At 59.0% G+C, this 26,807-nt stretch carries 23 protein-coding genes and 1 other RNA gene; 13 read left to right on the top strand and 11 right to left on the bottom strand.

Annotated features, from left to right (window positions below; genetic code table 11):
- Positions 1-2: 2 nt before the first annotated feature.
- From N7578_RS18835 to N7578_RS18820, 4 genes are all read right to left on the bottom strand, one after another.
- Positions 3-1,655, bottom strand: coding sequence for a thiamine pyrophosphate-binding protein (locus N7578_RS18835; RefSeq protein WP_311111757.1), 1,653 nt, complete (start codon positions 1,653-1,655; stop codon positions 3-5).
- Positions 1,652-2,860, bottom strand: coding sequence for a CaiB/BaiF CoA-transferase family protein (locus N7578_RS18830; protein WP_311111756.1), 1,209 nt, complete (start codon positions 2,858-2,860; stop codon positions 1,652-1,654). Before N7578_RS18830 ends, N7578_RS18835 begins: the two co-directional genes overlap by 4 nt.
- 16 nt (positions 2,861-2,876) lie before the next feature.
- Positions 2,877-3,821 carry a DMT family transporter gene (locus N7578_RS18825; RefSeq protein WP_311111755.1) on the bottom strand — a complete coding sequence of 315 codons (945 nt, stop codon included), beginning with the start codon at positions 3,819-3,821 and terminating at the stop codon, positions 2,877-2,879.
- Positions 3,822-3,968: 147 nt separating this feature from the next.
- Positions 3,969-4,907 (bottom strand): alpha/beta hydrolase, encoded by a 939-nt coding sequence (locus N7578_RS18820; RefSeq protein ID WP_311111754.1) that lies wholly within the window; start codon positions 4,905-4,907, stop codon positions 3,969-3,971.
- A 141-nt stretch (positions 4,908-5,048) separates the two neighbouring features.
- Here N7578_RS18820 and ettA point away from each other — a divergent pair, with 141 nt between their 5' ends.
- From ettA to metF, 3 genes are all read left to right on the top strand, one after another.
- Positions 5,049-6,698: an energy-dependent translational throttle protein EttA gene (gene ettA, locus N7578_RS18815; protein ID WP_311111753.1), complete on the top strand. Its 1,650-nt coding sequence runs from the start codon at positions 5,049-5,051 to the stop codon at positions 6,696-6,698.
- 194 nt (positions 6,699-6,892) lie between these two features.
- The gene (locus N7578_RS18810; RefSeq protein WP_311112556.1) at positions 6,893-7,906 is read left to right on the top strand and encodes a metalloregulator ArsR/SmtB family transcription factor; all 1,014 of its coding nucleotides are present in this window, start codon (positions 6,893-6,895) and stop codon (positions 7,904-7,906) included.
- 1 nt (position 7,907) lies between these two features.
- The gene (gene metF / locus N7578_RS18805; RefSeq protein WP_311111752.1) at positions 7,908-8,801 is read left to right on the top strand and encodes a methylenetetrahydrofolate reductase [NAD(P)H]; all 894 of its coding nucleotides are present in this window, start codon (positions 7,908-7,910) and stop codon (positions 8,799-8,801) included.
- A gap of 461 nt (positions 8,802-9,262) precedes the next feature.
- Here metF and N7578_RS18800 read toward each other — a convergent pair whose 3' ends face one another.
- The 7 genes from N7578_RS18800 to N7578_RS18770 all read right to left on the bottom strand — a co-directional run bounded on the left by N7578_RS18800 (position 9,263) and on the right by N7578_RS18770 (position 16,907).
- Complete coding sequence (locus N7578_RS18800; RefSeq protein WP_311111751.1) at positions 9,263-10,489, bottom strand: lytic murein transglycosylase; 1,227 nt, start codon at positions 10,487-10,489, stop codon at positions 9,263-9,265.
- A 113-nt stretch (positions 10,490-10,602) separates the two neighbouring features.
- Positions 10,603-11,391, bottom strand: coding sequence for a GH25 family lysozyme (locus N7578_RS18795; protein ID WP_311111750.1), 789 nt, complete (start codon positions 11,389-11,391; stop codon positions 10,603-10,605).
- 126 nt (positions 11,392-11,517) lie between these two features.
- Positions 11,518-12,234 carry a class I SAM-dependent methyltransferase gene (locus N7578_RS18790; RefSeq protein WP_311111749.1) on the bottom strand — a complete coding sequence of 239 codons (717 nt, stop codon included), beginning with the start codon at positions 12,232-12,234 and terminating at the stop codon, positions 11,518-11,520.
- The gene (locus N7578_RS18785) at positions 12,231-13,481 is read right to left on the bottom strand and encodes a DUF3419 family protein (protein WP_311111748.1); all 1,251 of its coding nucleotides are present in this window, start codon (positions 13,479-13,481) and stop codon (positions 12,231-12,233) included. Before N7578_RS18785 ends, N7578_RS18790 begins: the two co-directional genes overlap by 4 nt.
- 141 nt (positions 13,482-13,622) lie before the next feature.
- Positions 13,623-14,717: a lytic transglycosylase domain-containing protein gene (locus tag N7578_RS18780; protein WP_311111747.1), complete on the bottom strand. Its 1,095-nt coding sequence runs from the start codon at positions 14,715-14,717 to the stop codon at positions 13,623-13,625.
- 124 nt (positions 14,718-14,841) lie between these two features.
- Entirely contained in the window at positions 14,842-15,477 is a 636-nt protein-coding gene (locus tag N7578_RS18775; RefSeq protein WP_311111746.1) for a LysE family translocator, read from the bottom strand.
- A 218-nt stretch (positions 15,478-15,695) separates the two neighbouring features.
- Complete coding sequence (locus N7578_RS18770) at positions 15,696-16,907, bottom strand: pyrophosphate--fructose-6-phosphate 1-phosphotransferase (RefSeq protein ID WP_311111745.1); 1,212 nt, start codon at positions 16,905-16,907, stop codon at positions 15,696-15,698.
- Positions 16,908-17,229: 322 nt separating this feature from the next.
- Between N7578_RS18770 and N7578_RS18765 the strand changes: the two genes are divergently transcribed.
- From N7578_RS18765 to N7578_RS18720, 10 genes are all read left to right on the top strand, one after another.
- Entirely contained in the window at positions 17,230-17,970 is a 741-nt protein-coding gene (locus tag N7578_RS18765; RefSeq protein WP_311111744.1) for a DnaJ family molecular chaperone, read from the top strand.
- Positions 17,967-18,734 (top strand): N-acetylmuramoyl-L-alanine amidase, encoded by a 768-nt coding sequence (locus tag N7578_RS18760; RefSeq protein ID WP_311111743.1) that lies wholly within the window; start codon positions 17,967-17,969, stop codon positions 18,732-18,734. Before N7578_RS18765 ends, N7578_RS18760 begins: the two co-directional genes overlap by 4 nt.
- A 349-nt stretch (positions 18,735-19,083) precedes the next feature.
- A complete protein-coding gene (locus N7578_RS18755; protein WP_311111742.1) occupies positions 19,084-19,623 on the top strand; it encodes a lytic transglycosylase domain-containing protein in 540 nt (179 codons plus the stop codon).
- Positions 19,624-19,698: 75 nt separating this feature from the next.
- Positions 19,699-20,880 (top strand): FAD-dependent oxidoreductase, encoded by a 1,182-nt coding sequence (locus N7578_RS18750; RefSeq protein ID WP_311111741.1) that lies wholly within the window; start codon positions 19,699-19,701, stop codon positions 20,878-20,880.
- Positions 20,881-20,946: 66 nt separating this feature from the next.
- A complete protein-coding gene (locus tag N7578_RS18745; RefSeq protein ID WP_311111740.1) occupies positions 20,947-22,137 on the top strand; it encodes an FAD-binding oxidoreductase in 1,191 nt (396 codons plus the stop codon).
- Positions 22,138-22,193: 56 nt separating this feature from the next.
- An RNA gene (rnpB, locus tag N7578_RS18740) (RNase P RNA component class A) lies at positions 22,194-22,595 on the top strand.
- 389 nt (positions 22,596-22,984) lie between these two features.
- Positions 22,985-23,425, top strand: a complete 441-nt coding sequence (gene mraZ / locus N7578_RS18735) for a division/cell wall cluster transcriptional repressor MraZ (RefSeq protein ID WP_311111739.1) — start codon at positions 22,985-22,987, stop codon at positions 23,423-23,425.
- 14 nt (positions 23,426-23,439) lie between these two features.
- Positions 23,440-24,465 (top strand): 16S rRNA (cytosine(1402)-N(4))-methyltransferase RsmH, encoded by a 1,026-nt coding sequence (gene rsmH / locus N7578_RS18730; RefSeq protein ID WP_311111738.1) that lies wholly within the window; start codon positions 23,440-23,442, stop codon positions 24,463-24,465.
- A 1-nt stretch (position 24,466) separates the two neighbouring features.
- Positions 24,467-25,018: a cell division protein FtsL gene (locus N7578_RS18725; protein WP_311111737.1), complete on the top strand. Its 552-nt coding sequence runs from the start codon at positions 24,467-24,469 to the stop codon at positions 25,016-25,018.
- Positions 25,018-26,757 carry a penicillin-binding protein 2 gene (locus tag N7578_RS18720; RefSeq protein ID WP_311111736.1) on the top strand — a complete coding sequence of 580 codons (1,740 nt, stop codon included), beginning with the start codon at positions 25,018-25,020 and terminating at the stop codon, positions 26,755-26,757. The genes N7578_RS18725 and N7578_RS18720 overlap by 1 nt, the downstream gene beginning before the upstream one ends.
- Positions 26,758-26,807: the final 50 nt, after the last annotated feature.

Genomic DNA, 26,807 nt, shown 5'->3' with positions numbered 1-26,807 from the left:
TATCAGGTCCGCTCACGAATCTGCGTCAGCGTCCGGGCAGGCGTGATTGCCTCTGCATCCAGTCTGACCTCGATGATCGCCGGCTTGCCGCTAGCCCGGGCACGTTCATAGGCCTGGCCAAATTCCTCAGTCTCTTTGACAAGTTCGCCATGGCCGCCATAGGCTTTCGCGAAGGCGACGAAATCCGGATTGACGAGATCGGTACCGCTGACACGGCCGGGATATTCCCGCTCCTGATGCATGCGGATGGTGCCATAGGTTCCGTTGTTCACCAGAACGGTAATGATCGGCAGACCGTATCGGACGGCGGTGATGAACTCCTGACCGTGCATCATGAAACAACCGTCACCGGCGAAGCAGACGACTTCGCGTTGCGGAAACAGATGTTTTGCGGCGACGGCGGCAGGCAGGCCATACCCCATCGAGCCGGAGGTCGGCGCCGATTGCGTGTTGAAGCGGCGGAAGCGATGAAAGCGGTGCAGCCACGTGGCGTAGTTGCCAGCGCCATTGGTAAAAATCGCGTCTTCTGGCACGTTGGCTTCGATCCACTCCATGATCGGACCCATCTGTACCGGGCCAGGGCCGGTTTTCGGTGGCGTCGACCATTTCAGATAGGCGTCATGCATGGCGGCGGTGCGGTCCGCCCAGACGGGGCTGGTGGGCGCTTCAAGCGTTTCCAGTGCGTCGACGAAATCGCTGGTGGAGGCGCAGATGGCGAGATCCGGGCGGTAGATACGGCCAAGCTCCTCCGCTTCAGGAAAGATGTGCACCAGCGTCTGCGAGGGATAGGGGATATCCAGCATCGTGTAGCCGGAAGATGGCATTTCCGACAGGCGGCTGCCGAGAAGCACGATGAGATCGGCGTCCTTGATTTCCTTCGACAGTGCGGGATTGATACCGATGCCGACATCGCCCGCGTAAGAGGGGCTGAGGTGGTCGAACAGCATCTGACGACGGAATGAGCAGCCGACAGGCAGCTTAAATCTCTCGGCGAAAGCTTTGAATTTCGTGACGCTTTCTTCCGTCCAGCGCGTGCCGCCGACGATAACCATTGGGCGCTTGGCGCTGGCAAGCAGTTCGGCAAATCTGGCGATCTGATTGCGGCCGGGGTGATTTTCTACCGGCATGTAAGGTTTGGCTTCCGGCGCCTCAACCTCTTCCACCAGCATATCTTCCGGCAAGGTCAGCACGACCGGGCCGGGGCGGCCGGAGGTCGCGACTGCAAAAGCGCGGGTGACGAATTCGGGAATGCGGCGGGCATCATCAATCTCGCCCACCCATTTGGCAAATTCGGTGAAGGCGCGGCGGTATTCCACTTCCTGAAAAGCCTCGCGCTCACGGGCATCGCGTTGCACCTGACCGATGAACAGGATCATCGGGATCGAATCCTGCCGGGCGATGTGAAGACCTGCCGAGGCGTTCGTGGCACCCGGACCGCGCGTGACCATGCAGATGCCCGGTTGGCCGGTCAGTCGGCCCCAGCTATCGGCCATCATCGCAGCGCCGCCCTCCTGACGGCAGACGATGGTTTCTATGCCGCTGTCGTAAAGTGCGTCGAGTACCGCCAGATAGCTCTCGCCCGGAATGCATGAGACACGCGAAACGCCATTGGCCTTCAACGCATCGACGATCAGTTCTCCACCCGTTTTCCTCATTGTGCCGAAATCCTCCCTTCGATTTCCTCCAGCTCCGCCAGCACGTCCTGCTGGTGCTCTCCCAGACGCGGACTTGGACGGTCGTAATGCAGCGGTGTTTCCGACATGACGATCGGTGTGCGGACGCCGGGGATGACCGTGCCGTCTGCCGCTTCCAGATCGACGCGCAGACCTCTGGCCTGCACTTGGCGGTCGGCGAACATTTCCTCGATGGAGTTGATCGGGCCAGCCGGAACGGCGTTCGTCTCGCAGGCGGTCAGAAGGTCGCGTTTCATCCACTTCAGCGTTTCGGTTGAAACGATCCGGCGAACATCCGCCTTGTGGGCCACACGCGCCTTGTTGGTCGCATAACGATCGTCGTCCGCAATGGATTCCATGCCGAGGATTTTGCAGAGGCGGCGGAATTGCCCGTCATTGCCGACCGCGAGGATGAGGAATCCGTCTGCCGTTGGAACCACCTCGTAAGGTGAGATATTCGGGTGTGCGTTTCCAAGCCTTACAGGTGCCTTGCCGGAAATGAGGTAGTTCATGTTCTGGTTGGCCAGCACCGCCGACTGCACATCGAGAAGCGCCATATCGATGTGCTGGCCTTCGCCGGTGCGCATGGCGTGAATGAGGGCCGCCTGAATGGCGGTGACGGAATAGATGCCTGTGAAGATATCGGCCACCGCGACGCCTGCCTTCATCGGCTGGCCGTCGGGTTCGCCGGTGATCGACATGAAACCGGACATGCCCTGAACGATGTAATCGTAACCGGCGAAATCCGCGTAAGGGCCAGTCTGGCCGAAGCCGGTTATGGAGCAATAGATGAGCCGGGGATTGCTGGCTTTGAGGCTCTCGTAATCGAGGCCGTATTTTTCCAAGCCGCCGCGCTTGAAGTTTTCGATCACCACATCGGCTGTTCTGATCAGGCGGCGCACCAGTTCGCAGCCTTCTTCCGTCTTCAGATCCGCGACGATGGAGCGCTTGCCGCGGTTGGTGGCGTGGTAATAGGCCGCGGAGAGGTTTTCTCCATCCCTGCTTTCCACGAAGGGCGGCCCCCATGCACGCGTATCGTCGCCGCCTTCGGGGTTTTCGACCTTGATGACATCGGCCCCCATGTCGGCCAGCATCTGTCCCGCCCATGGACCGGCGAGAACACGGGCCAGTTCGATAACCCGGATGCCGGAGAGGGGTGGTTGTTTCTCGGTGATCTGACGGGTCATGTAAACAGCCATAAAGTCAGGGGGCTAGCGGTTGGTTCTCGACATCCGAAACGGGTTTGGATGCAAAGCGTCGCTCCCGCCAGATGATGTAGAGGCCGGAGGCGACGATAATGGCAATACCGAGCCATTTCAGCGGATCCGGGAAATGATTGAACACCAGCCAGCCGAAGATCGTCGCCGAGACGATTTCGAGATATTGCAGCGGAGCGAGTGTCGACGCGGGTGCTGCGCGATAGGCGTAAACGCTCAGAATTCCGGAGAGGCTTGCTGAAATGCCGACACCGAGCAGATAAAGCGAGGTTGTCACATCCGGCATGATAAAGGAGAGGCCGGGTACGCCCAGGGCGCCCGCGAAAAGCATCGGCACGGCGCAAAAGACAAAACCCCACATGCCCGTCTGAAACTGCATGCTCCACGGATCTTCGGTTCGGGAGCGAACCCGTGTCAGTATCGCGAAGATGGCGATGCAGAAAGCCGATAGGACTGGCAGAAGCGCGACATAGCCGACTTCGGAGAAACTCGGCTGAATGACGAGGATTGCTCCGAAAAAGCCGACGCCGCAGGCGGTGTATCTGCGCCAGCCAATCGTTTCCTTGAGCAGGACGCTGCTCATGATGGTGAGAATGATCGGCTCCACGAAGAAGATCGCGATCGCATCCGCCACTTCCATGAATTCCAGCGTCGCGACGAAGCTGACCATGGACAGTGCAAGAATGCCGCCGCGAATAATGTGGAAGCCGGTGCCGCTCCACGAGAATGACAGAAGTCCGGGGCGCATGAGCAGGATCGGTAGCATGGCCAGCGACTGGACGATGAAGCGTGCAGCGCTGATTTCGGTCGTATGAATGGTCGTGATGGCGAGCTTGGCGAAAATGTCGATAATCGGCGAAACCATGACCGCCAGGAACATTAGCAGCATGCCGGTGGGGACGTTCGTTCGGGTCGCTTTAGGTGTGTTCATCGTTTTTCTGGGAGCGAAACCTGAGGTCATGCATACGACACTTTCATTCGCATGGTTGTGTAACCGCAGGTCAATGTATAGCCAGCCGACGACGACATTGCATTTGATATTATGTCATAATCCTATTCCGTTTGCACACATGTGCCCTCAGTGACCGATCACTTTCCGGCACCACGCGGCAAAGTCCGCCGCCACGGCTTCCCAGCCGATCTCGTTCAGCGTTTCGTGCCGCATACCTTTGTAGATGGTGTGCTCCACACGGCTGAAGCCTGCTTGCCTGAAGCGTTCCGCCAGCCAGCCGATCTCCCGGCCGTTGTTTGTGGCGGCGTCCTGATCGCCGCTGACAAGCAGCAGGGGCAGGTTTTTCGGCAGGCGCTCGATGAGTTTCGGGCCGCGATAAGATAGGTCGAAAACATCCTGCCACAGTGAAACGCTTGCCTCGAACTGGCAGAGTGGATCTGCGACATAGGCATCCACGGCTGCCTTGTCATGGCTCAGCCAGTCGGCATGGGTGCGTTTCTCCGGCATCTTTGCATTCCAGGCGCGGAATGTGGCTTTCGGCAGGATGGCGCTTGGCACGTCCGAGCCTTTCAGCATTTTTTCCAGCCGCAACACCACCTGGGCGACACGGCCCATCACGCCGGGGTTGAGGTTGGAGTTCCAGATCGACACGCCGTCGAACGCATCGGGGTGGCTGACTGCTGTGTTGAGCGCGACCAGACCGCCCATCGAATGGCCGAACAGGATCACCGGAAGACCGGGATGTCTTTCGCCGACCATCCGGCGCACCGCCATCACGTCATCGACCACTTTGCTGGCGCCATCCTTCCAGGCGAAACGGCCAAGCGGGGCATCTGCCGCTTTCGTCTGTCCGTGGCCGCGATGGTCATGCGCGTAGACTTCGAAGCCTTGTTTCGACATGACCTCTGCAAATCGGCGATAGCGGCCGGCATGTTCGACGAGGCCGTGGCAGATCATTAGAACGCCGCAGGGTTCAGGCAGCGCCGATGGCTGATGGCGAAAGGCGATGGATGCGCCGGAGGGGGCGTCGAGCCTCTGGATGCGGCTGAATTCCATCTCGTCCATCTTTGGCCCCGTTCATGCTGGCGTATTGTCATAATCATGGGGTCATAATCGTGCCAGAGGTTGCCCCGGAACCCCATTTACCCTACATAGCGGCAAATTTCCCATTCCGAACTTAAAATCCGACCTGGAGCATTCGCTACAATGGCACGTCAGTTCATCTATCACATGTCGGGACTGAACAAGTCCTACGGTGCGAAGAAGATTCTCGAAAACGTCAACCTGTCCTTCTACCCCGATGCCAAGATCGGTATTCTCGGTCCTAACGGTGCCGGTAAGTCGACCGTTCTGCGCATCATCGCCGGTCAGGACAAGGAATTCACCGGTGAAGCCTGGCTCGCCGAAGGCGCGACCGTCGGCTACCTCGAGCAGGAGCCGCATCTCGACCCGACCAAGACCGCTTTCGAAAACGTCATGGAAGGCGTTGCCGACAAGAAGGCCGTTCTCGACCGTTACAACGAACTGATGATGAACTATTCCGACGAAACGGCGGATGAGGGCGCGAAGCTTCAGGACATCATCGACAGCCAGAACCTGTGGGATCTGGAGCAGCAGGTCGAAATGGCGATGGAAGCCCTGCGCTGCCCGCCGAAGGATTCGGATGTTACCGTTCTTTCGGGTGGTGAGCGGCGTCGTATTGCGCTCTGCCGTCTGCTTCTGTCGCAGCCGGACCTGCTGCTGCTCGACGAACCGACCAACCATCTTGACGCGGAAACCATCGCCTGGCTCGAAAAGCACCTGCGCGATTACCCCGGCGCCGTGATGATGATCACCCACGATCGCTACTTCCTTGACAACGTCACGGGCTGGATTCTCGAGCTCGACCGTGGCCGCGGCATCCCGTACGAAGGCAACTACTCCGCCTACCTTACGGCGAAGGCCAAGCGCATGCAGCAGGAAGCCCGCGAAGAAGCCGGTCGCCAGAAGGCGCTGTCGCGTGAGCAGGAATGGATCGCATCCAGCCCGAAGGCCCGTCAGGCCAAGTCGAAGGCCCGTATCAAGGCCTACGAACAGCTGGTCGATGCAGCTGAGAACATCCGTCCCGGCGATGCCCAGATCATCATCCCCGTATCCGAGCGCCTCGGCAACGTGGTCATCGAGCTGGAAGGCATCAACAAGGGATTTGAAGGACGCACGCTGATCAACGATCTGTCGATCAAGCTGCCACCGGGCGGCATCGTCGGCATCATCGGCCCGAACGGTGCTGGTAAATCGACGCTGTTCAAGATGATCACCGGCCAGGAGAAGCCGGATGCCGGTTCGATCCGCATCGGTGATACGGTTCATCTCGGCTACGTCGACCAGAGCCGTGATGCTCTCGACGCCGAAAAGACCGTGTGGGAAGAAATTTCCGGTGGTGCCGAAGTCATCAAGCTGGGCAAGTTCGACATGAACTCCCGCGCTTATTGCGGCGCCTTCAACTTCAAGGGTGGCGATCAGCAGCAGAAGGTCGGCAACCTTTCGGGTGGTCAGCGTAACCGCGTTCACCTTGCCAAGATGCTGAAGGCCGGTGGCAACGTTCTGCTTCTCGACGAACCGACCAACGACCTCGACACCGAAACGCTCGGCGCGCTGGAAAGCGCTCTGGAAGCCTTTGCCGGCTGCGCGATCATCATCTCGCACGACCGCATGTTCCTCGACCGTCTGGCGACGCATATCCTCGCCTTCGAAGGCGATGGTCATGTCGAATGGTTCGAAGGTAACTTCGAGGATTACGAGGAAGACAAGATCCGTCGCCTTGGTCCGGACGCTCTGAACCCCGGCAGCCAGGCTTACAAGCGCTTGACGCGTTGATTGCGGCAACGGTGCGCTTCGAATAGGCACCTTCGGCACGAACTAAAAAGGGCAACCCTGTGGTTGCCCTTTGTTTTATGATACCATCGATTTCCTGACTATATTCATTGCCCCCCCCCCTGTAATTCCTATTGCACACTCGCTTTAAATCACATAAAGATATCTTTATGTCTTGATTAGGCGCGGTGATGGATTTGGACTTCGGGCTGGACAATCTGGTGGATATCTTGAAGGCGGTAGGGGAGCCGACGCGCTTTCGCCTGCTCGCGCTTCTGTCGGCTGGCGACCTCACCGTGACCGATCTTACTGAAATTCTCGGTCAGTCGCAGCCCCGTATTTCCAGACATCTCAAACTTCTGGCGGAAGAAGGTCTGATCGAGCGCTATCAGGAAGGTGCCTGGGCCTATTTTCGTCTGATGCAGGATGGTCCTTCGGCTGGTCTTATCCGCCAGCTTCTTGCAGCGGCGTCGATATCGGACGCGGTTCTGCAGCGGGACAGCGAACGTCTGGCGGCCGTGAAGCGGGTGCGTGCCGAACGCGCGCAGGATTATTTCAGTCGCAACGCATCCGCATGGGATGAGCTGCGCCGCCTGCACGTCAGTGACGAGGCTGTGGAAGGCGCTCTGGTGAAGCTGGTCGGTACCACGCCCATCGATTCCCTGCTCGATCTGGGAACAGGCACTGGACGCATCCTGCAGCTTCTGAGCGGTGTCTATCGCCGGGCGATTGGCGTCGACGCCAGTCGTGACATGCTGTCGGTGGCGCGTGCCAATCTCGACAAGGCGGGTGTCGTCAATGCCTCTGTTCGACATGGCGATATCCTCAATCTGCCGCTGGAAGGGCAGGACTTCGATCTGATCGTCATTCATCAGGTCCTGCATTTCCTCGATCAGCCGGAAATCGCCCTTGCAGAGGCATCGCGCATGCTTCGGCCCGGCGGGCGGCTGATCGTGATTGATCTCGCGCCTCATTCCTTCGAATACCTGCGCAACGAACATGCGCATGTCAGGCTCGGCTTTTCACATCAGCTCATGGATGAGTGGCTGAAAAAAACCGGCCTTCAACTGGATCGCACCGTCGATCTCAAATCCGAAAAAGCGTCCGGCGAAGCCCTGGACGTGACCATCTGGGTTGCCCGCGACCAGCGTCTTCTGATTGCAGACGATGTGGCGCAAGAGGCCGTTTTACTTGCTGCCGGGAGGGCATGACATGACCAGACCAGAAACCCTGCATCGCGACGGCGATATCCGGTTATCCTTCGAGTTTTTCCCGCCCAAGAACCCGGACATGGAAACCCAGCTATGGGAAACCGTTGCTGAGCTGCAGAAGTGGGATCCGGATTTCGTTTCCGTAACCTATGGCGCCGGTGGATCGACCAAGGCACCGACGCTGGATGCCGTACGCCGCATGATCGGGGATAACCGTCTCGCAACGGCTGCGCATCTGACCTGCGTGGATGCGAGCCGCGATGAGGTACATCAGGTCATCGAAGAGTTCAAAAGCGTCGGTGTGAAGCATTTCGTGGCGCTGCGTGGCGACCCCTCCACCGGTATCGGCACGGCTTATGCGCCGCATCCGGAAGGCTATGAGAACGCTGCCGCGCTGGTCAGAGGTCTGCGGGACATCGGCGATTTCGAAATCTCGGTATCGGCTTATCCGGAAAAGCATCCAGAAAGCGCCAGCGAAGCCGTCGATATCGACATGCTCAAGCGCAAGGCTGACAACGGTGCCACCCGTGCACTCACGCAGTTCTTCTTCGACAACGATGTTTTCGAACGTTACATGGAACGTGTGACGGCGGCTGGTATCACCATTCCCGTCGTGCCAGGCATCATGCCGATCCAGAACCTCACGCAGCTCAAGCGTTTTGCAGGCCGTTGCGGCACGAGCGTTCCGGCCTTTCTCGATGATCGTTTTGCCGGATATGACGAAGATCCGGAAGGTCGCGCACGCGTGGCTGCTGAAGTCGCTGCCGAGCAGATCGCCGATCTGCAGAAGCGTGGCGCCAGCGAATTCCATCTCTATACGATGAATCGCGCGCCGCTGGTGAATGCCGTTCTCGAAAATCTCGGAATGGAAAAGCTGCGTCGCAGCGCCGCCTGATTTCAGCTCTGAAGGACAATAAAAAAGCGCGGGTTCGGCCGAACCTGCGCTTTTTTTAACTGTGTCATACTATGCGGCTTCACTCGCGTTCCGCCCGCTCTCCTCGTTAGATGAAAAGCATCATCGTTACGAACAGAAACGCCAAACCGACTGCCAAGGCATTAAGAGATTTTGTAAGTCCCATGGGTGCCTCCTGTTGCTGACAGGAAGATATTATGACGGTTTCATGGCAGTTGAAAAGCGGATTCTGTGATGCGGTGCAGCACGGTTTTTGCGGCGAGAAAAATTTTCTTCGCGTAATTATTTGAAATTAAATCGTTATTTCGGCATCACGCAATGCTTCATATCTTTAAAAAAAGTAAATGACCGGGGTTTTATCCCCAGTCATCCGGTAGAGATTAACGCTTTTTGCCTTGTTTCCGGCGCAGGAATTAAGCGCCGGACAGGCTCGTTAAGACAGGTTAAAGGGCTTCCAGAAGCGTGGTTGTCGGCCAGCCATCGGCGGGCATTCCAAGGCGCTGCTGTTCCTTCTGGATGGCAACACGCGTACCGGAGCCGAGGATGCCGTCCACCTTGCCGACGTTATGTCCCTTCGCTTCCAGCTTCGTCTGAAGCTGCTTCATGGTCGCATCGTCAAAGCCCGGATCGGGGTTGCCCTTTTCATAAACGGGCGCACCCATCAGACGCGTCGCGAAGTAGGCCGCAGACGTCGTGTAGATGAATGACTGGTTCCACTCGAGGTAGATGTTGAAGTTTGGATAGGTGATGAAGGTCGGTCCCTTGCGGCCCTGTGGCATGATGAGTGCGGCCGGCAGATCGGCGAAGTTCCTGTTGCCATCACGCGGCGTCACGCCAAGCGCAAACCAGTCACCAGCCGTCAGCGGACCGCCAAGACCGGATTTTTCCCAGGGGAGGTTCTCCGGCAGGGATACTTCCTGAATCCACGGCTGGCCCTTCTTGAAGCCCAGATGCTGGATGAATTTGGCGGCCGTCAGGATCGCATCCGGACCGCTGCCCTTGACGTTGACGTGGCCGTCACCGTCCCCGTCGACGCCGAAGGCGATGATGTCCTTTGGCAGCATCTGTACCTGGCCGATTTCGCCAGCCCATGCGCCGGTGTTGGTGGCCGGGTCGAGATCGCCATGCTGCACCATCTCCGTCAGCGCAATCAACTGCGGACGGAAAAGTTCCGGGCGGCGGCAGTCATGCGAAAGTGTAACCAGCGCGTTGCGGGTGTTGAAGTCGCCCTGTACGGCGCCGAAGTCGGTTTCCATGGCCCAGAAGGCGGCGATCACACCTGCGGGAACGCCGAACTCATCTTCTGCGCGTTTGAAGGTGGAGGACAGCTCCTGAAGCTTCTTGCGACCGATGTCGAGGCGGGCCTGGCTGACGGTGCGCTGCGAGAATTCGAGGAAGGTCTGGCGGAACACACCCTGTGCGCGGTCACGGGACAGAACCTTCGGATCGATCTGGGCGCCAGCCAGCGCCTTGTCCACGGCTTCCGCAGGAACGCCCTTGGCGATCGCCTCGGTCTTTACGCCAGCGAGAAAATCCGCGAGATCGCCGCCGCAGGCAACCTGCTTGGGATCTTCAGGTGAAGCCATGGGCGTGACGGCGAGAGCCGAACCGGCGGAAAGAAGAGACATGGCGGCAGCAAAAAGAACGCTGCGCGAGCACAAAGTAGGCATAGAAGTTTCCTCGATAGGTCTTATGCCCGCTTTAGCGTTATGTTTGCGACAAAAAAACGGGCAGTCGTTTCAACTTGCACGTCAGAACGCTGTTTTTTTGAAAGTGTTGCTTCTTAGCCGTTCTTATTCGCTTCAGCGACCCATTTGCGCCAGTTCTTTTCCGTTCCAGCGAAAACATTGATGTCCGTTGGCCCGCTGACACCCGGTACGACACCGGTGGCCGTGTATTGCCAGAAAGCCCATTGCCGGTCTTCGTAGATTTTGGCCGGGTGGGCAGCGACGGAGCGGACCCAGAAATGGTAGTTCTTGAACTGGCCGACGAGGTTGTCGCGATGGAAGTCGACAGAGGTGTAGATGATCGGCCGCTTGCCGTAATGCGCCTCGATGCGATCGAGGAAGCGCTGCATCTCCACGCGAACGACAGCAGGTGCAGGTCGTGTTTTGCAGGTGGGCGAGGCGGGGTTCCATTCCACGTCCAGAACAGGGGGAAGCGTTACCGCGCCCTTGGGAACGTTACGGATGAACCAGTCGGCCTGGGAGTCGGCGGTCGAGCAGAAATAATAGAAATGATAGGGGGCGTGAGCGATGCCTGCACTCGCAGCATTGCGCCAGTGATCGTCGAATTTCGGGTCGATGCGGTCGGAGCCTTCCGTTGCCTTGACGAACACGAAGGAGACGCCGGATTTACGCACGGTCTGCCAGTCGACGCTGCCGTTCCACTTGGAAACGTCGATGCCATGGACCTCGTGGCGGTGCGGATTGTTGTGGCCGAAATCCTGCGGGTCGGTGTCGGCGAATTTCGGCTTGGCGACGGAGGCCGTTTCAAGCAGATCGTAGCTCGTGGATGTGCAACCGCTGGCCAGCAGCAAGGCAGACAGTATCGCCGATAAACGTAACCGCATTGAAACCCTGAAAAATGTCGTTGCCCGTCAGGCAGCACACGAAACGCGCCGCATCTCCCTGTTTAACCATAACATGGTAAACAAGCGGTTATGGCAAGAGGGGCTCGGCGGTTTTCAGCGTTCGGTTCATGCGTCTTCGAGAATGCGGACCGGCTTTTTCTGCGGTTCCGCAGCCGGCAGGGTGATAACTGCGCGCCACGCGTAGCCGCGAGCGATCTCCTCGAATTCGAGTGTCGCGTCGTTGCTGCCTGCCATGTTTGCGAGCACGTAACGCAGATTGGCGCGCGGCGTCACATGGAAGCGCGCCAGCCATGCCTGCAACAGGAAACGGAACCAGCCGGGGAGCTGCACCTGTTGGCCGAAGTCGACGATATGCAGCGAACCAGCGGGCGCCAGTGCCGCCAGGGCGCGCTCGATCGCCTTTTCCCAGTCCGGGATCATCGACAGCGAGTACGAAATCATGATGCGGTCGAAACCGTTCGGCTCACCGAACTCGCTCGCCCTGAACGTCGTCGCGTCGGAAACGCGAAGCTGTGGGCGCTGTTTCCTACCGTTGAAATTGTCCGAAGCGGTCGCCAGCATTTCGGCGGAAATATCGAGGCCGAACAGCCGTGCTTCTGGAAAGGCGCGGTTGGCGAGAAGCAGATTGCGACCGGTTCCGCAACCGACCTCCAGCAGCGAGCCGCCATCCGGAACGGCGAGCGCGGCAATGGTTCTGTCGCGACCGAGAAGGTAATATTTGCGGGTGATGTCGTAGATGTGCCGCTGGTGGCGGTACATGCGATCCATCAGACCTGCATGGTTGCTATCTGCAAGACCGACATTCTCACCGATGGTTTTCATGCCGAAGCCCTCTCATAGATGTGGAAGCCGCCATAAATGGCGGAGCGATCTCTGGCATTCAGTTCTTTCGAGCGATCTTCCTGATAGGCCCACTGATTGCGGATGTCGGGCGAAAGCCGTCCCTCTATGACGCTCTTTTCTGCGGCCGTGCGGAAGATGACGCGGGCACCGGGGGCTGCCGTGCGGCTGATCTGCGACCAGAGCTCGTTCAGCTGCGCGTCCGTCATCCAGTCCTGCGCATCGAGCAGAATGTAGCGATCGACGCTGCTTGCCGGCTTTCTGGCCAGAAGCTCCGTGTAGGTTTCATGGTGAACGGAAACACGCGAGGCATTGTCGCGGATCGCCTCGTAATATTCCCGCTTCAGGTAGGCGGGCAGGGCGCCTTCGTGCGGTTCGGGATAACGACGGGCAAAGGCCTGCCAGGCAAAATAATTGTCGCTGAGCGGGAAGTCGCAGGCGAGCTTCTCAAGCCGCTGGCGAAGGACGGAGGCAATAGTGCCGTTCGACGAGAGGCTTGCCAGTTCGTCATACTGGCGCGGCGGGATACCGAGTCCGAAAAGGGAGCTTTTGCGCTTGGTCAGCCAGCGAACCACCGGCTTATCGAACAGGGGGGCTACCTTGCTGTCGAAGAACTGGCGCTGCTCGTCCAGTGTGCGGCTTTTCGCCATCTCCGTGAGCCTGACGCCGTGCAGACGCGCCATGAGGTGTCCGGCGCCGATGAAGCGGCCGAGGAGGCCGGTGCGATAGATGTTACGGTCGAACACCGAGATACGGCGGCGGCCGGACATGGTGCGCTTCGACCAGTATGCCCTGGTGGTGTCGTCGAGATGCGGGGCGATGAAACGATCAAAGCCCTTGCTGTTGACGTTCGTATTGGCCCTGCCGAAATGCCTGACCACATCCTGATGGCCGGGAAGGTGACGGAAGGCGGCCAGCTTCAGCTTGTTCAGCGCGATGTGGTGCGGGTTGAGGTCGACGACATCGATGCTTTCGGGGTTGCGGGAGAGATAGGCCAGCATGTTGCAGCCGCCGGAGCCGATGGTGACGACGCTATGGCCGTCGCGAAGCTCCATGGCCTCCATATCGATTTCCGGGTCTTCCCAGATCTGAGGGTAGACCAGACCGGAAAACAGCACGCCGAACAGGCGTTCGGAGAAACCGCTCTTGGACAGAGCCTTGTGCTGAAGCAATGCGGACTTGAGTTTGACGTTTCTGCTGAAGCCGGTTTTCGGTGCGGCGCTCGTCATATGATTCCACCTCTCGCTTGGTTGAGAGGCGTCTACAGTTATGAGACTACAGTTTGATGACGGATCGAGGCAGTCCAGGGCGTCTTGCCGCAAACAAAAAGGCGCCAACGGGCGCCTTCACTTGATCCATGACGTGCAGCGTTACTTGCGCAGAACGTGCAGCATGCCCTTGCGTTTTGCGTCGTAATAATAACCGCGTGCATAAAGACGAACGGCATTGTCACGGTCGTTATCGGCAACCAGCCAAGCGCCGCGCAGGTACTTCACGGCGTATCTGAGGTTGGTTTCGGCATCGAAGAGGCCGGAGGCCGGGCCGTCGAAGCCCATGGAACGCGCCGTGGCGTGCTTGATCTGCATCAGGCCGAAGTGTCCGCCATTATAAGCGGCGGGATTGTAGCGGCTTTCACGCTGCACGACCCGGTGCACGAGATCTTCCGGCACCTGATACATGGTTGCATATTTCGAGATCAGGCCGCTCAGGTTTTCACGGCCTGCCGGGGAACGGTTGAGCGGCGCAGTCATGGTGCCGTTTGCATTGACGGCTGCGAGCGCGGCGTTGGTAGGACCGGCGGCATAGGCGAGCACGGTGCTATCGGGTTTCGGTAAGGGGATTACCTTGCGCTCCGCAGTCAGCTCCGTGCCGATCGACGGTGCGCCTGGTGGCGGCGGCGCAGGCGGGAAGCTGCCCTTGACGGCAACGACCTGCGGCAAGTCGCTGGCTGTCGGGTGGGCGGCCGGTCCTGTTGCGCCGACGGCTGCAACGGCCGGTGTCGCTGTTGGCGAAGCAAGGGCGGTGGTCGTCGTTGCCGCCTGTCCTGCGGGCGCGGTTGCCGCCATGGCAAGCTGGGTTTCCGGAGCTGGCTGCATCTGGTTTGCGATGGCCGCTGCTGCGGCGATTTCTGCTGCGGGCGGCAGTGCTACGCGACCGCCCTTCACGGCTGCGACGCTTGGAAGCGGAGCCTGCTGCTGGGCCGGGTTAAGCTCGGCCGTTGCCGTTGCTGTTGCGGGTGCGGCTGTCGTGCCGGCAGGTGTTGTCGCTGAGGCCGTTTCGGAGGGTGCGTTGCCTGCGGCGTTTTCCGCCGGGGCAACCGGCGCAACGGTTGCGATCTTGGGGCCGTCCGAGCCTTCTTTCGCTGTGTATTCGACACTTGTGCATCCAGCCAGTGTCAGTGCGAGTCCCACGGTGGAAGACAGAAAAAGCGCCGTTTTTCCGCGGAATTTGCCCGAATTTTGCATGCTGCCGCCTTCGTTAAGCCTGTCGCTCGATACCCCCGCGTCGAACGAAGCAGGCTGTGTCCCGTCGGATGTTCATTAACCTATTGTAAGGATAGCGGCAAGCTGTGAGATTTCGGAGCTGTTTTCACGCTGCGATGCGCCGGTAACCGGCGCTGACGGCGCGGCCTGAAATGAAGTACGTCCGGTACTTCGGCCTGACCTTTTTGCCGCCTGACATGCGGCGGATGAGGCCAAGCATGGATTGTGCGAAAAGCGCGTGTCCTGCCAGAATGACCAGCGCCGCAATCAAAATGCCGCTCTGCGCGATTGCAAGAGTTTCGATGGCCGTGGCGGGATGGAACACGAACTGCGGCAGCAGTGCCAGAAAGAAACTGAAATAGCGCGGCCGTAGCGCCGCCACGGCAAAACAGTCGCGGAAAATACCGCCGGATGTCTTGCCTTGCAGATTGTCGTTGTCCGCATTTGCCGCTCTCGCCACAGGCGTCGCAATGATCCACAGGACAAAAAGCATCAGCCAGCCGATTCCGGCCCAGCGGATGATGTCGAGAAAGGACTGGGGCAGGTAGGCGAATGCGACCGTCGGAACGGCTGCCAGCGTCATGGCCGTGGTGATGCCGGTTGCGCCGCCGGTGATGGCGGCGAACATCGTGCGTTTGCCACGAATGGCTGAGTAGGATGCCACGGAGAATGCAAGGGGAGAGGGAAGTGCGAACATGACGGCACACGCTGTACAGAAAATCAGCCAGGCCTCTCCAGACATTCTCTTTCCTCCTTAGAGCGCCATGCGTCCGAACCGGGGCAATGCTGGCGCTCTAATTCTACTGAAACTACGCTTCTTCCAAGGCGCGACGAAGGGGTTGCAACCTGCACGCTGACGCGTTCGCTTTCCCAGTCATCGCATTTCTTTTGCCGTCATGCATGCCGTTATCGCAAAAATGCTGAACACTTTTGCGAGACATGCATGAGCGTAGCGTAAAATCAGGCAGCTGTGAACGGCTGGCCGACATGATCCATGACTTCTCCGAACCATTTTGCGGAGAGGTCGAAATGCTTGCCGCCCTTGATGCGTGGAAATTCGATGGTGCGCAATTTGCCGTTCTGGTCTTCGTCGTGGCCGGTCACGCCGGACACCTTGTTGAGGGCGCTTTCGACGGCGAGATCCACCATGCCCTGGATAAGGCGCAGATCGTCGCCGTTGGCGGCGGCGGAACGTGCGTAGTAGCCGGATTTCTGTACCATGGAGCGTTCCGCGCCAATGAGGCCGGCAAACTGCTTCTGGAACCAGCCGCCGACATTGATGGTGTCGATCTTGACGTGGCCGAAGGCGTCGCGCTTGATCGCTTCGCCTGCCGCTTCACGCTCGGCGACGATGGCATCGAGGCCTGCGCCTTCGGAAACGAACAGCGTCACATAGCCGTTCTTTTCCATGACCTTTTTCAGGCGCTCCGCCTCGGCTTCGATGTCAAAGGCCATTTCCGGCAGGTAGATGCCGTCGATGTTCTTCATCTGGGAGTTCATCATCAGACCTTCAACATATTCGTTGCCGCTGGTCTTCTGGATGTAGGCGCGTGCCGTTGCCGCCGTCAGCCAGCCGCAGTGACGGCCCATGACCTCGTGGATGACGAAGGTTTTCGGTGCGGCACTCTGTTCATTGCTCACGTTATCGAAGAAGGACGCACCGACCTCGGCCGCAGTCCATGCGCCGAGCGACTGCTTGATCGGCACGACATCGTTGTCGACCGTCTTGGGCAGGCCGACAACGGTGAGGTTATAGCCATTGGCGCCGAGATAGGCGGCGAGATCGGCGGCGGTCGTGTTGGTGTCGTCACCGCCGATGGTGTGCAGGATGGTGACGCCGTCTGCGGCCAGGCGTTCGGCGGCGACGCGCAACGGATTGTCGCCTTCCTTGACGAGGCCGCGCTTGGCGCAGTCTGCGGCGTTTGTTAGCTTCACGCGGCTGTTGCCGATCGGCGAGCCGCCATAACGATGCAGCAGGTGCGCCTTCTCGCGCATGTCCCTGGTGATCTGGATGCTGTCGCCGAGAAGAACGCCCTGATAGCCGGAGCGATAGGCCACGATGTCGAGTTCAGGTGCGATGTCGCTATAGCGCTCGATCAGTCCACCCACGGCGGACGAAAGGCAGGGAGCGAGACCGCCCGCGGTCAACATTGCGACTTTCTGTTTGGCCATCATGACTCTCCTTCGTTTGCACGCTTGCGTGAATATGTCTGGCAAATGGATGCGACAGGTGCGTGTAGGTGTAAAGTGAATTTATCAAGAAAAATGGCGATTTCTTGCGGTTTTTCAGCGGGTTGGAGAATGATCCGGAATATAATCGTTTCAATTGCCGAAGCGGGGCATGCGATGGTCCTGCCTGTGGAAAACTCTTAGTCCCCGCTTCATCGGGCCGCCGGGAAGGTGAAGCGAAGCTGTTGCAAAGATGAATAAAAGTTAATGGCCTACGACCTTTATGTATATTGCAATCAGGGTGCGAAGCCGTATGCTTAAAGGCATGATTATCGATTTCGCCTGTCTGCAAATTTCATCCCTCTGGGAACGTCTGCTCGGCGCAATCGGCGACGCGGCCGGGAATGTGCTGACACGCGTCATCGAAGCGGTTCGCACCGTCTTCGAGGGCGACCCGGAAACCCGTCGCAGGGTGTCTTTTTCCGTTGCCATCATTGCTCTCTCCGCCAAGATGGCGAAAGCCGACGGGGTGGTCAACGACGCAGAGGTTCGCGCCTTCCGGCAAATCTTCGATTTTCCCGATGAGGAAGCCAAGAACGTTGCCCGCCTCTATAATCTTGCGCGTCAGGACGTCGCCGGTTACGAGGCATATGCCGAACGGCTTGCCGGTCTTTGCGGCTCCGGTCACGACAATTGCGAGATGCTGGAAAGCGTGATCGACGGGCTGTTCCATATCGCCAAGGCGGATGGTCTGATCCACGAGCGGGAACTGGCCTTCCTCGGTCGCATCGCGGAAATCTTTCATATCACCGAAGATCATTTCGAAACGATCATGGCACGGCACGTCCATATGGACGGGCGCGATCCCTATCGCGTGCTCGGTGTTTCGCCTTCGGATGATTTTTCCGACATCCGCAGGCGCTATCGTTCGCTCGTTGCCGAGCATCACCCGGACAAGCTCATTGCGCGTGGCGTTCCCATGGAATTGCATGCGGCTGCAAATGAGCGTATGGCGGCTCTCAACGCCGCATATGCGGCCATCGAGAAAGAACGCCGCGTCGCATGATCGATTTTATTCCGGATTTCAAAGGCGCAAGCGTTGCGCCTTCGCCTAACCATGGAGAACGGCTGGGCGTCGGCGGACCGGATATCATTCTTCTTCACTATACCGGCATGACGACGGCGGACGGCGCCCTGTCGTGGCTCTGCAATCCCGAAAGCCAGGTTTCCAGCCACTACTTCGTGTTCGAGGACGGGCGTGTTGTCCAGCTCGTTGCGGAAAACCGCCGTGCCTGGCATGCCGGCAAAAGCTCATGGGGCGGTGAAACCGACATCAATTCCCGCTCCATCGGTATTGAGATCGCCAACCTGGGTCATCCGGGCGGTTTGCCGGAATTTCCGGAAAAACAGATCGCGGCAGTTATCGAATTGTGTCGGGATTGTGGCGATCGGTGGTCCATTGCCCCCGAAAGAGTGCTTGCGCACTCGGATGTCGCGCCGATTCGTAAGGTCGATCCGGGTGAAAAGTTCCCGTGGGACATCCTGTCGCAGAAGGGTGTCGGGCATTGGGTCCCACCGGCGGCGATTGCCGGGGGACGGTTTTTTCAGCGCGGCGATCAGGGGCAGCCGGTCGAAGCGTTGCAGTCGATGCTGTCCATCTACGGATACGGCGTTGAAATAACAGGCGCTTACTGTGAACAGACAGAAGGCGCCGTCGCTGCCTTCCAACGGCACTTCCGCCCTTCGCTGGTGGATGGCATCGCTGATTTTTCGACGATCGACACGCTTCACAGGTTGATTTCGAGCCTGCCGAGATTTTCCGGCGCTTGAAGTTCTTTTGCGGAAATTTTCTGAAGAATTTCAGCCTGCGTGAAGTCGCATTTTTCCAGTGCCACAGTTAATCCGCATTGAGGAAGTTTAAGAACGGCACCGGACGCGGCGTTGTTCTTCAGGGGAACCGGCCGTTAATATCAATCAAGGAGACTGAACCACGGAAGGTCAGGATAGACTTTCCGAACGCTGGACATTTGTGCCTTGGGGTGCCGCACGTTCTTGTGAACCTGCAAAAGACGCTCCAACACTTGAAACCGCGCATCGTTCCTGTCGAGAATCGATTTCGATTTTCAGTTGGATGCGCCAGCATTGTGCCAGTCATCCGTTCTGGAGATTTTTTCTGCATATGAACAGAGTTGTAGTTGCTGTCGCCACGTGCGTTGTCATGCTCGTTGCGCAGGCGGGGACCGTTTTTGCCAAAGACGAAGACGTCAAGAAAAAGACTGTATCGTTGGAAACCTATTTCCGAAGCACTGGCTATCCCATTCCTGAAAAGATACTGCCCGCGTCGCTCAAGAACGACTACTCCAACCTGATCGTCAAATATGCAAAGCGTTACGGCGTGCCCGTCAATCTGGCGCACGCGGTTGTGTCCGTCGAAAGCAGGTTCAATCCGAAGGCGCGCGGCGGTGCCGGTGAAGTCGGACTGATGCAGATCAAGCCCGCGACGGCGCGGATGATGGGGTATCGCGGCACGACCAAGGCGCTCTTCGATCCCGAAACCAATATCCGCTGGGGCATGCAGTACCTGGCAACGGCCCACCAGCTCGGTGGCGGCGAAGTCTGCGGCACGATTCTGCGCTATAATGCAGGCCATGGTGCCAAGCGCATGAACCCGGTTTCCAAGCGTTACTGCGGCAAGGTGCAGGCATTGCTGCAAGGTTGATTTCCACCAATTAGGTGGGGCTTTTACGGACGTAAATGCTTTGCTATTCAGCGATAGCAAACAGGGATGCCGGAAATGCCAGACTTCAAATACATCGTCATCGGTGCGGGAATGATGGGTGCGGCGGCAGCCCGCCATCTTTCCGCGCAAACGGGCGGCGTGGCGCTGATCGGCCCAGCCGAGCCAGCAGACCGTAAGAGGCATCGGGGCGTGTTTTCCAGCCACTATGACGAGGCGCGGATCACGCGAAGTTTCGACGGCGATCCTGTCTGGGCGGAACTCGCCCGGCGCTCCATTGCGCGTTATTCGGGGCTTGGGGCGCAGAGCGGAATCCGCTTTTTCACCGAGGCGGGCTGCCTCTTTACCGGAAATGGCAAGGGACTTGCCGGCACCTATGTGTCGGGCGCTTTGTCGTTCTCTTCCGGTCTAGATATCGAGACGGTCGACCGTGGTGCGATGGGTGGCCGCTTTCCGATGTTTTCATTGCCTTCGGATCACGATGGTTACTTCGAGGCAAAGGGGGCGGGGCACATCAATCCCCGCGCGCTGGTGAAGGCTCAATGTGCCGTTGCCGGGCAGCAGGGCGCTCGGCTGATCCATGAAACGGCGAGCAAAGTCCGTGATACGTCTGCTGGCGTTGAGGTTTCGACCCGTGAAGGAGCCGTCCATACGGCGGAAAAGGTCATCGTCGCGGCTGGCGGTTTCACGAACATGGCGGAACTCTTGCCCGCACCGGTCGATATGGCGGCGACGGGACGAACGATTGCGTTTTTCGAACTCGATGAGGAAAAGCTGGCGCATTTCCGCGACATGCCGTCGACCATCGTTCTCGCCGAGAGCGAGGACGATATCGTCTACATCCTGCCGCCGGTGCGATATCCCGATGGCAAGGTCTATCTGAAGATCGGCGGCGAAAGCGAGAAAGGGCGGCTGGAAACCCTCGATGAGGCGATCGGCTGGTTCCATTCGGACGGCACGCCTTCCGAAGTAGAGTTCCTGAAGCGCAAGGCAATTTCGCTGATGCCGGCGCTGGCGGGATGCCCGGTCACCTCCGGTTCCTGCGTGGCGTCGATCACTCGGACCGGTTATCCCTATATCGGCTACACCCAGTCTTCTAACATCGCTGTGTTGACCGGTGGCAACTTCGTTTCGGCGAAGTCGTCGGACGAACTCGGTCGTCTCGGATCAGTGCTGCTTCTCGAAGGCCAGCTGACGGAAGATGATTTTGCTGTGCAGATGTCACCGGTTTTTGTCTGACATGAGATAGCGAAACAGCTACAAATCTCGCCACGAAATCGAAAATCATCGTGGCGAGAGGCAAGCATGTCGGGGCATTTCAGGTATATCGTCGTTGGTCGCGGCATGATGGGTGCTGCGGCTGCCCGCCATCTGGCAGAAAAAACTGACGGTATCGCCCTGATCGGCCCCGGTGAGCCGGACGATATCAAGTCGCATCAGGGTGTCTTTGCCAGCCACTACGATGAGGCGCGCATTACCCGGACCATTGACGGCAATGCCGACTGGGCCTTGCTCGCCAACCGATCCATTGCCCGCTACGGCGATATTGCGACACGCAGCGGTGTCGATTTCTACGGGCCGGTCGGCGCGCTGATCGTCGGTCCCAAGCGCGGCGGCGATAATATTTACATCGATAACGTCTGTGCAGCGGCGGAGCGGCTCGGTGTTTCGACCGAGATGATGGATGACGCCGCGCTGAAAAGCCGCTTCCCTTATTTTTCGTTCGAGGCCGCGTGCGAGGGCGTGTTCGAAAAGGACAATGCCGGTTACGTCAATCCGCGGGCAATGGTGGAAGCGCAGAGCGTGCTTGCGAAGAAGGCGGGCGTGACCCTCATCGATGATGTCGTCGTTTCTACGCAGGATGAAGGCGGTCGCGTTTCAGTGAAAACGGCGTCGGGGGAGGTTTATACTGCGGAACGCGTACTGGTCGCCGCGGGTGGCTTTTCCATCGCCGAAAACCTGTTGCCTCGTCCCGTCGCGCTGAATGTGTATGCCCGCACGGTCGCATTCTTCGAGATTCCAGAGGGCGAGCTGGATCGTTATGCCGGTATGCCCTCCCTGATCTACGAGCCGCGTGATACGCGAAAGCATATCTATCTGCTGCCGCCCATCCCCTATCCGGACGGCAAGGTGTATCTCAAGATCGGTGGCGATCCTGACGATGTACTGGTGAAAAGCGAACCGGAGATCCGCGCATGGTTCCGCTCGGGCGGCCGCGAGAGCGTTCGTGACCATCTTTCGGAGATTGTCGGGGCGCTGGTGCCGTCCATAGATCGGTCGCGCATTTCCATGGCCGCCTGCGTGGTTACGAAGACCGGAAGCGGCTACCCTGCAATCGGCTTCACGGAGTCACCACGCATCGCGGTGATGACAGGTGGCAATGGCACCGCGGCGAAGAGTTCGGACGAGATCGGGCGTCTCGGCGCCGGGCTGCTCTTCGACGGTAAAATCACCGATGATGGTTTCTCCACGGATTTCGCGCCTGCGTTTCTTTGAGATTTCCCTGCGCTTTTCCGTTGGCTTTCATTCCGAAACGCTCTAAGGAGCCGATGCCAGTTGGCCGGGCAGCCGCGCTTTACCAATGTCGAAAGACGGTAAGGTGAGGAAAGTCCGGGCTCCACGGAAACACGGTGCCGGATAACGTCCGGCGGGGGCGACCCTAGGGAAAGTGCCACAGAGAGCAAACCGCCACGCCTGTCGTGGTAAGGGTGAAAGGGTGGGGTAAGAGCCCACCGCGCCGCTGGTAACAGCGGTGGCAAGGTAAACCCCACCGGGAGCAAGACCGAATAGGGATGACGAGGGGCAGGCGCAAGTCTGTCTACAGCCTGTTTCCGGGCCAGTCATCCGGGTGGGTTGCGCGAGGCGGCATGCAAATGTCGTCCCAGATGAATGGCTGCCACGTTCCGGGTCAAACCGGGGCCATACAGAACCCGGCTTACAGGCCAACTGGCGAACTTCTTTCTCTTCACAGGTACCCGGCCCGTTCGGGTATGTCCGCGTTTTCAGCTGAAAACCAAGTGTTTTTGGCCATATGCGCCAATGGCGCAGCGCGTGCAAACGGCTGAAGTAAACCATTCGTTAATCTTAACGGCTTATGAATTTACGATGCGAAGCCGGTATCGTTCCATCTTCTCCCATTGACGCCCATAGTGTCCCATGGTATCCCAAATGCACACCACAAAGGGTCGTGTTTCTGACCCGCAATCGCTGAAACAGTTTAGGAGCCTGCGAGGGGCTGCTACAGGGCGTTCCGTCTTGGCGCTCAGCGATATGTCGTGCGTATCGGTGTTGCCTGTCGAGCGGATGTATCGCTTGGCGGAGTGCGGTTTGGGCGAGTTGAGTTATGGACCGCTTTTTATCGAACGTGACGAACAGGGTCGACGCCAAGGGGCGCGTTTCGGTTCCTTCGGTTTTTCGTTCGGTGCTGACGCAGCGCGGCATTCAGGAGCTTTATTGTCTTCAGGATTTCGCGTTTCCTGCGATCAGCGTAGGTGGTCCGGATTTGCTGGAGCGTTACGAGCGGCAGATCGCGTCCATGGACGCGTTTTCATCGCAGGCGAATGCAATGTCGCTGCTGGTTCACGGTGGCGGTGTTTTCATGAAGCTCGACCAGGAAGGTCGATTGATGGTGACGGATTTCGTGCGGGAATTCACCGGTATCACGGCCGAGGTCACCTTCGTCGGACGGGCGGATCATTTTCAGCTTTGGCAACCTCAGGCGTTTTTGGCGGCGCAGGCGGAAGCAAGAGCAGGGCGCGGTTTTTCGGCTGCTCGCCCTGCGTAGAACGGGGATACGGGATGGCGGCGAATTCTGGCGGACGATCTTCTGATGCCGGTGGCGGACCTGTTCGCCACATCCCGGTCCTGCTGCGCGAGGTTATCACCGCGCTCGAACCCGCTCCGGGCAAGGTTATCCTCGACGGAACCTTCGGTGCCGGCGGTTATACGCAAGCCATTCTCGATCAGGGTGCAAACGTCATCGCGCTCGACCGTGACCCGACCGCCATCGCAGGCGGGCAGGCGATGGTTGCGGCCAATGGCGGCAGGCTCTCCCTCATTCAGTCGCAGTTCTCCAATCTTGCCGCGCATGCGCCGGAGGGCGGGCTGGATGGCGTGGTTCTCGACATCGGCGTTTCCTCCATGCAGATCGACGAGGCGGAGCGCGGTTTCTCGTTCCAGAAGAACGGCCCGCTCGACATGCGAATGTCGGCATCCGGCGTTTCGGCGGCGGATGTCGTCAATCGCGCCAAGGTGTCCGATCTGATCCGCATCTTCGGTTTTCTGGGCGAGGAAAAGCAACCGGGCCGCATAGCCCGCGCCATCGAGAAAAAGCGCGCGGAAGAACCTTTCCGCACGACGCGCGATCTGGCAGGGCTCATCGAAATCGTCACGCCGCGCAAGGCCAAGGACAAAATCCATCCGGCAACCCGTGTCTTTCAGGCACTTCGTGTGTTCGTCAATGACGAACTGGGAGAGCTGGCGCAGGCGCTGTTCGCCGCCGAGCAGTCGTTGAAGCCGGGCGGCAGGCTGGTTGTCGTCACGTTCCATTCGCTGGAAGATCGTATCGTCAAGAAATTCTTCGCTGATCGTTCCGGCCGGGCGGCCGGTTCGCGGCATATGCCTATGGTCGAGGACAAGCCCGCAGTCTTCGACAGCATCGGCAAGCCGATGATCGCAGCAAGCGAAGAGGAGGCGGAGCTCAATCCGCGCGCCCGCTCGGCGAAACTGCGTGCAGGCTTGCGTACCTCGGCTCCGGCCCGTCCCGCCGATTTCTCGATCTTCGAACTTCCCGATCTCGCAAGCCTTGAAAAGTTGGGAGGCTGACATGCTGCGCACCTTCGACGTCATTCTGATGGGTATCATGGTCGCCGCGGCAGTCGTGACCTATTCCATCAAGCACAAGGCCGATCTGAAGCTGGAGAAAGTCCGCAAGCTTGAAGCGGAAATCAAGCTTGAGAAAGACACCATCGATCTTCTGCGCGCGGACTGGGCGCTGCTGACGCAGCCGAACCGTCTGCATCGCCTCGTCAACGCCTATCAGGCGGAACTGAACCTGTCGCCGACGCTGCCGACGCAGCTCTCGCAGCCGCGTGAGCTGCCCATGCTGCGTTCGCAATTGCCCCAGCCGCCCGAGCCGGAAGGCATGAGCGTAGAGGATGTCATCGCCGCGGCGGTGAACGGTTCCAAGCCAGGCGCGACACTCGGCGGCAGCTCAAAACCGAAGTCGCCACCGGCAGGGCAGATCGCGGTGAACGGGATTCCGGTTCCTACCCCTCGGGTGAATGTCGCGCGTCCGGCAGCTCCCGTCATGGCCGCGAGGCCAGGCGACGAGTCCGACGAGATGGATGAAACCATTACAGGATCGGTGAGCCACTGATGTCTTTTCTTTCTCGCGTCATGGTTCTGAAGAGCAAGGCTCACTTCTCCGCAAGCACCAGCGGATACACCGACCATTCGGCTTTCGAAGGCGCACGCAAGAAGCGGGCGGCGCAGGCGAAAAACCGTGTCGGGCTTATCATTTTTGGCTTCGTGGCGTTTTACGGCGTCGTCGGCGGCCGCCTCGTTCAATACGGCATGGCAGAACAGGAAACGGTTTCGAGCATTGCGCCCGCCGACCGCCTGATGGCGTCCCGTCCTGACCTGCTGGATCGCAACGGCGAAGTGCTGGCGACGGACATCCGCACCGTTTCGCTGTTTGCCGAACCGCATCGCATCGTCGATATCGACGAAGCCATCGAGAAGCTGCGCACCGTTCTGCCAGACCTCGATCAGCGCGGGACCTATCAAAAACTGTCTTCCAATTCGCGCTTTCAGTGGCTGCGGCGTCAGCTGACGCCGAAGCAGCAGAGCCAGATTCTGGCGCTCGGTATTCCCGGCATTGGCTTCCGTCCGGAAAAACGGCGGTTTTACCCCGGCGGTCCGACTGCGGCCCACGTTGTCGGCCACGTCAACATCGACAACCGCGGCGTTGCGGGCATGGAACGCTATGTGGACAGCCAGGGGCTTGCGGACCTGACGGCGCTTGGCATGACCAGCGACCAGCCGCTCGAACCCGTGAAGCTATCTATCGACCTTCGCGTGCAGGCGATCGTGCGTGACGTTGTTGTCTCGGCGATCGACAAGTTCAAGGCCATCGGCGCAGGCGCAGTGGTGATGGACGTGAATACCGGCGAAATTCTCGCCATGGCCTCCCTGCCTGATTACGATCCGAACAACCCGGCCGAGGGTGCAAAGGAAGGCTGGCTGAACCGCATGTCGAACGGTACGTTCGAAATGGGTTCGACCTTCAAGTCCTTCACCATCGCCATGGGGCTTGATGAAGCCGGCATCTCTCTGGGCTCCACCTTCGATGCCCGTTTTCCGATCCGCATCGGTGGCTTCACGATCAAGGACTTCCACGGCAAGGGCCGTGTTCTGTCCGTGCCGGAAATCTTCCAGTATTCCTCGAACATCGGAACGGCGAAAATCGCTGATACGGTCGGCACGGAAGGGCACAAGGAATTCCTGACGCGTCTTGGACTGCTCAGTCGCATGCAGACCGAGTTGCCGGAAGTGGCGATGCCGACGCAGCCGCGCCAGTGGAAGAAGATCAACTCCATCACGATCTCCTTCGGTCACGGTGTTTCGACAACGCCGCTACAGACGGCTGTCGCCGGTGCGGCGCTGGTGAACGGCGGAAGGCTTATCGAGCCGACCTTCCTGCCGCGCACCCGCGATCAGGCGGATCAGGTCGCCAAGCAGGTTCTCAAGCCCAACACCAGCCGGGACATGCGCTTCCTGTTCGAATGGAACGGCGTCAATGGTTCAGGCCGCAACGCGCGTGTCGAAGGCTTCAATGTGGGCGGCAAGACGGGAACCGCCGACAAGGTCGTGAACGGCCGTTACGCCCATGACAAGAACTTCAATGCCTTCCTTTCGGCTTTCCCGATGGATAACCCGCAATACGTGGTTCTTTCCTTCATCGACGAACCGAAGACGGACAAGGGTAACGGCGCGGCGCTTGCAGGTTCGTCGGCCGCTCCAATGGTACACGACATCATCACGCGCACGGCAGGTATTTTGGGTGTAAAGCCGAAGTTCGGGAAGGACGGCTCGGCCTTGCTCGTGTCTTATTGATTGTTACAGCTTATGATATTCCGGTGATTCGTGCCGGGGGGACAAGACGG

This window comes from Agrobacterium tumefaciens, assembly GCF_031801495.1.
In the GTDB taxonomy this organism is placed as follows: Bacteria; Pseudomonadota; Alphaproteobacteria; order Rhizobiales; family Rhizobiaceae; genus Agrobacterium; species Agrobacterium tumefaciens_K.
This window is presented reverse-complemented; position numbering and strand designations above follow the sequence as displayed.

Excerpts from the sequence above, each read along its gene's own strand:
- N7578_RS18835 (WP_311111757.1), bottom strand. The coding sequence starts at position 1,655 with ATGAGGAAAACGGGTGGAGAACTGATCGTCGATGCGTTGAAGGCCAAT.
- N7578_RS18830 (WP_311111756.1), bottom strand. The coding sequence starts at position 2,860 with ATGACCCGTCAGATCACCGAGAAACAACCACCCCTCTCCGGCATCCGG.
- N7578_RS18825 (WP_311111755.1), bottom strand. The coding sequence starts at position 3,821 with ATGAACACACCTAAAGCGACCCGAACGAACGTCCCCACCGGCATGCTG.
- N7578_RS18820 (WP_311111754.1), bottom strand. The coding sequence starts at position 4,907 with ATGGACGAGATGGAATTCAGCCGCATCCAGAGGCTCGACGCCCCCTCC.
- ettA (WP_311111753.1), top strand. The coding sequence starts at position 5,049 with ATGGCACGTCAGTTCATCTATCACATGTCGGGACTGAACAAGTCCTAC.
- metF (WP_311111752.1), top strand. The coding sequence starts at position 7,908 with ATGACCAGACCAGAAACCCTGCATCGCGACGGCGATATCCGGTTATCC.
- N7578_RS18800 (WP_311111751.1), bottom strand. The coding sequence starts at position 10,489 with ATGCCTACTTTGTGCTCGCGCAGCGTTCTTTTTGCTGCCGCCATGTCT.
- N7578_RS18795 (WP_311111750.1), bottom strand. The coding sequence starts at position 11,391 with ATGCGGTTACGTTTATCGGCGATACTGTCTGCCTTGCTGCTGGCCAGC.
- N7578_RS18790 (WP_311111749.1), bottom strand. The coding sequence starts at position 12,234 with ATGAAAACCATCGGTGAGAATGTCGGTCTTGCAGATAGCAACCATGCA.
- N7578_RS18785 (WP_311111748.1), bottom strand. The coding sequence starts at position 13,481 with ATGACGAGCGCCGCACCGAAAACCGGCTTCAGCAGAAACGTCAAACTC.
- N7578_RS18780 (WP_311111747.1), bottom strand. The coding sequence starts at position 14,717 with ATGCAAAATTCGGGCAAATTCCGCGGAAAAACGGCGCTTTTTCTGTCT.
- N7578_RS18775 (WP_311111746.1), bottom strand. The coding sequence starts at position 15,477 with ATGTCTGGAGAGGCCTGGCTGATTTTCTGTACAGCGTGTGCCGTCATG.
- N7578_RS18770 (WP_311111745.1), bottom strand. The coding sequence starts at position 16,907 with ATGGCCAAACAGAAAGTCGCAATGTTGACCGCGGGCGGTCTCGCTCCC.
- N7578_RS18765 (WP_311111744.1), top strand. The coding sequence starts at position 17,230 with ATGATTATCGATTTCGCCTGTCTGCAAATTTCATCCCTCTGGGAACGT.
- N7578_RS18760 (WP_311111743.1), top strand. The coding sequence starts at position 17,967 with ATGATCGATTTTATTCCGGATTTCAAAGGCGCAAGCGTTGCGCCTTCG.
- N7578_RS18755 (WP_311111742.1), top strand. The coding sequence starts at position 19,084 with ATGAACAGAGTTGTAGTTGCTGTCGCCACGTGCGTTGTCATGCTCGTT.
- N7578_RS18750 (WP_311111741.1), top strand. The coding sequence starts at position 19,699 with ATGCCAGACTTCAAATACATCGTCATCGGTGCGGGAATGATGGGTGCG.
- N7578_RS18745 (WP_311111740.1), top strand. The coding sequence starts at position 20,947 with ATGTCGGGGCATTTCAGGTATATCGTCGTTGGTCGCGGCATGATGGGT.
- mraZ (WP_311111739.1), top strand. The coding sequence starts at position 22,985 with ATGGACCGCTTTTTATCGAACGTGACGAACAGGGTCGACGCCAAGGGG.
- rsmH (WP_311111738.1), top strand. The coding sequence starts at position 23,440 with ATGGCGGCGAATTCTGGCGGACGATCTTCTGATGCCGGTGGCGGACCT.
- N7578_RS18725 (WP_311111737.1), top strand. The coding sequence starts at position 24,467 with ATGCTGCGCACCTTCGACGTCATTCTGATGGGTATCATGGTCGCCGCG.
- N7578_RS18720 (WP_311111736.1), top strand. The coding sequence starts at position 25,018 with ATGTCTTTTCTTTCTCGCGTCATGGTTCTGAAGAGCAAGGCTCACTTC.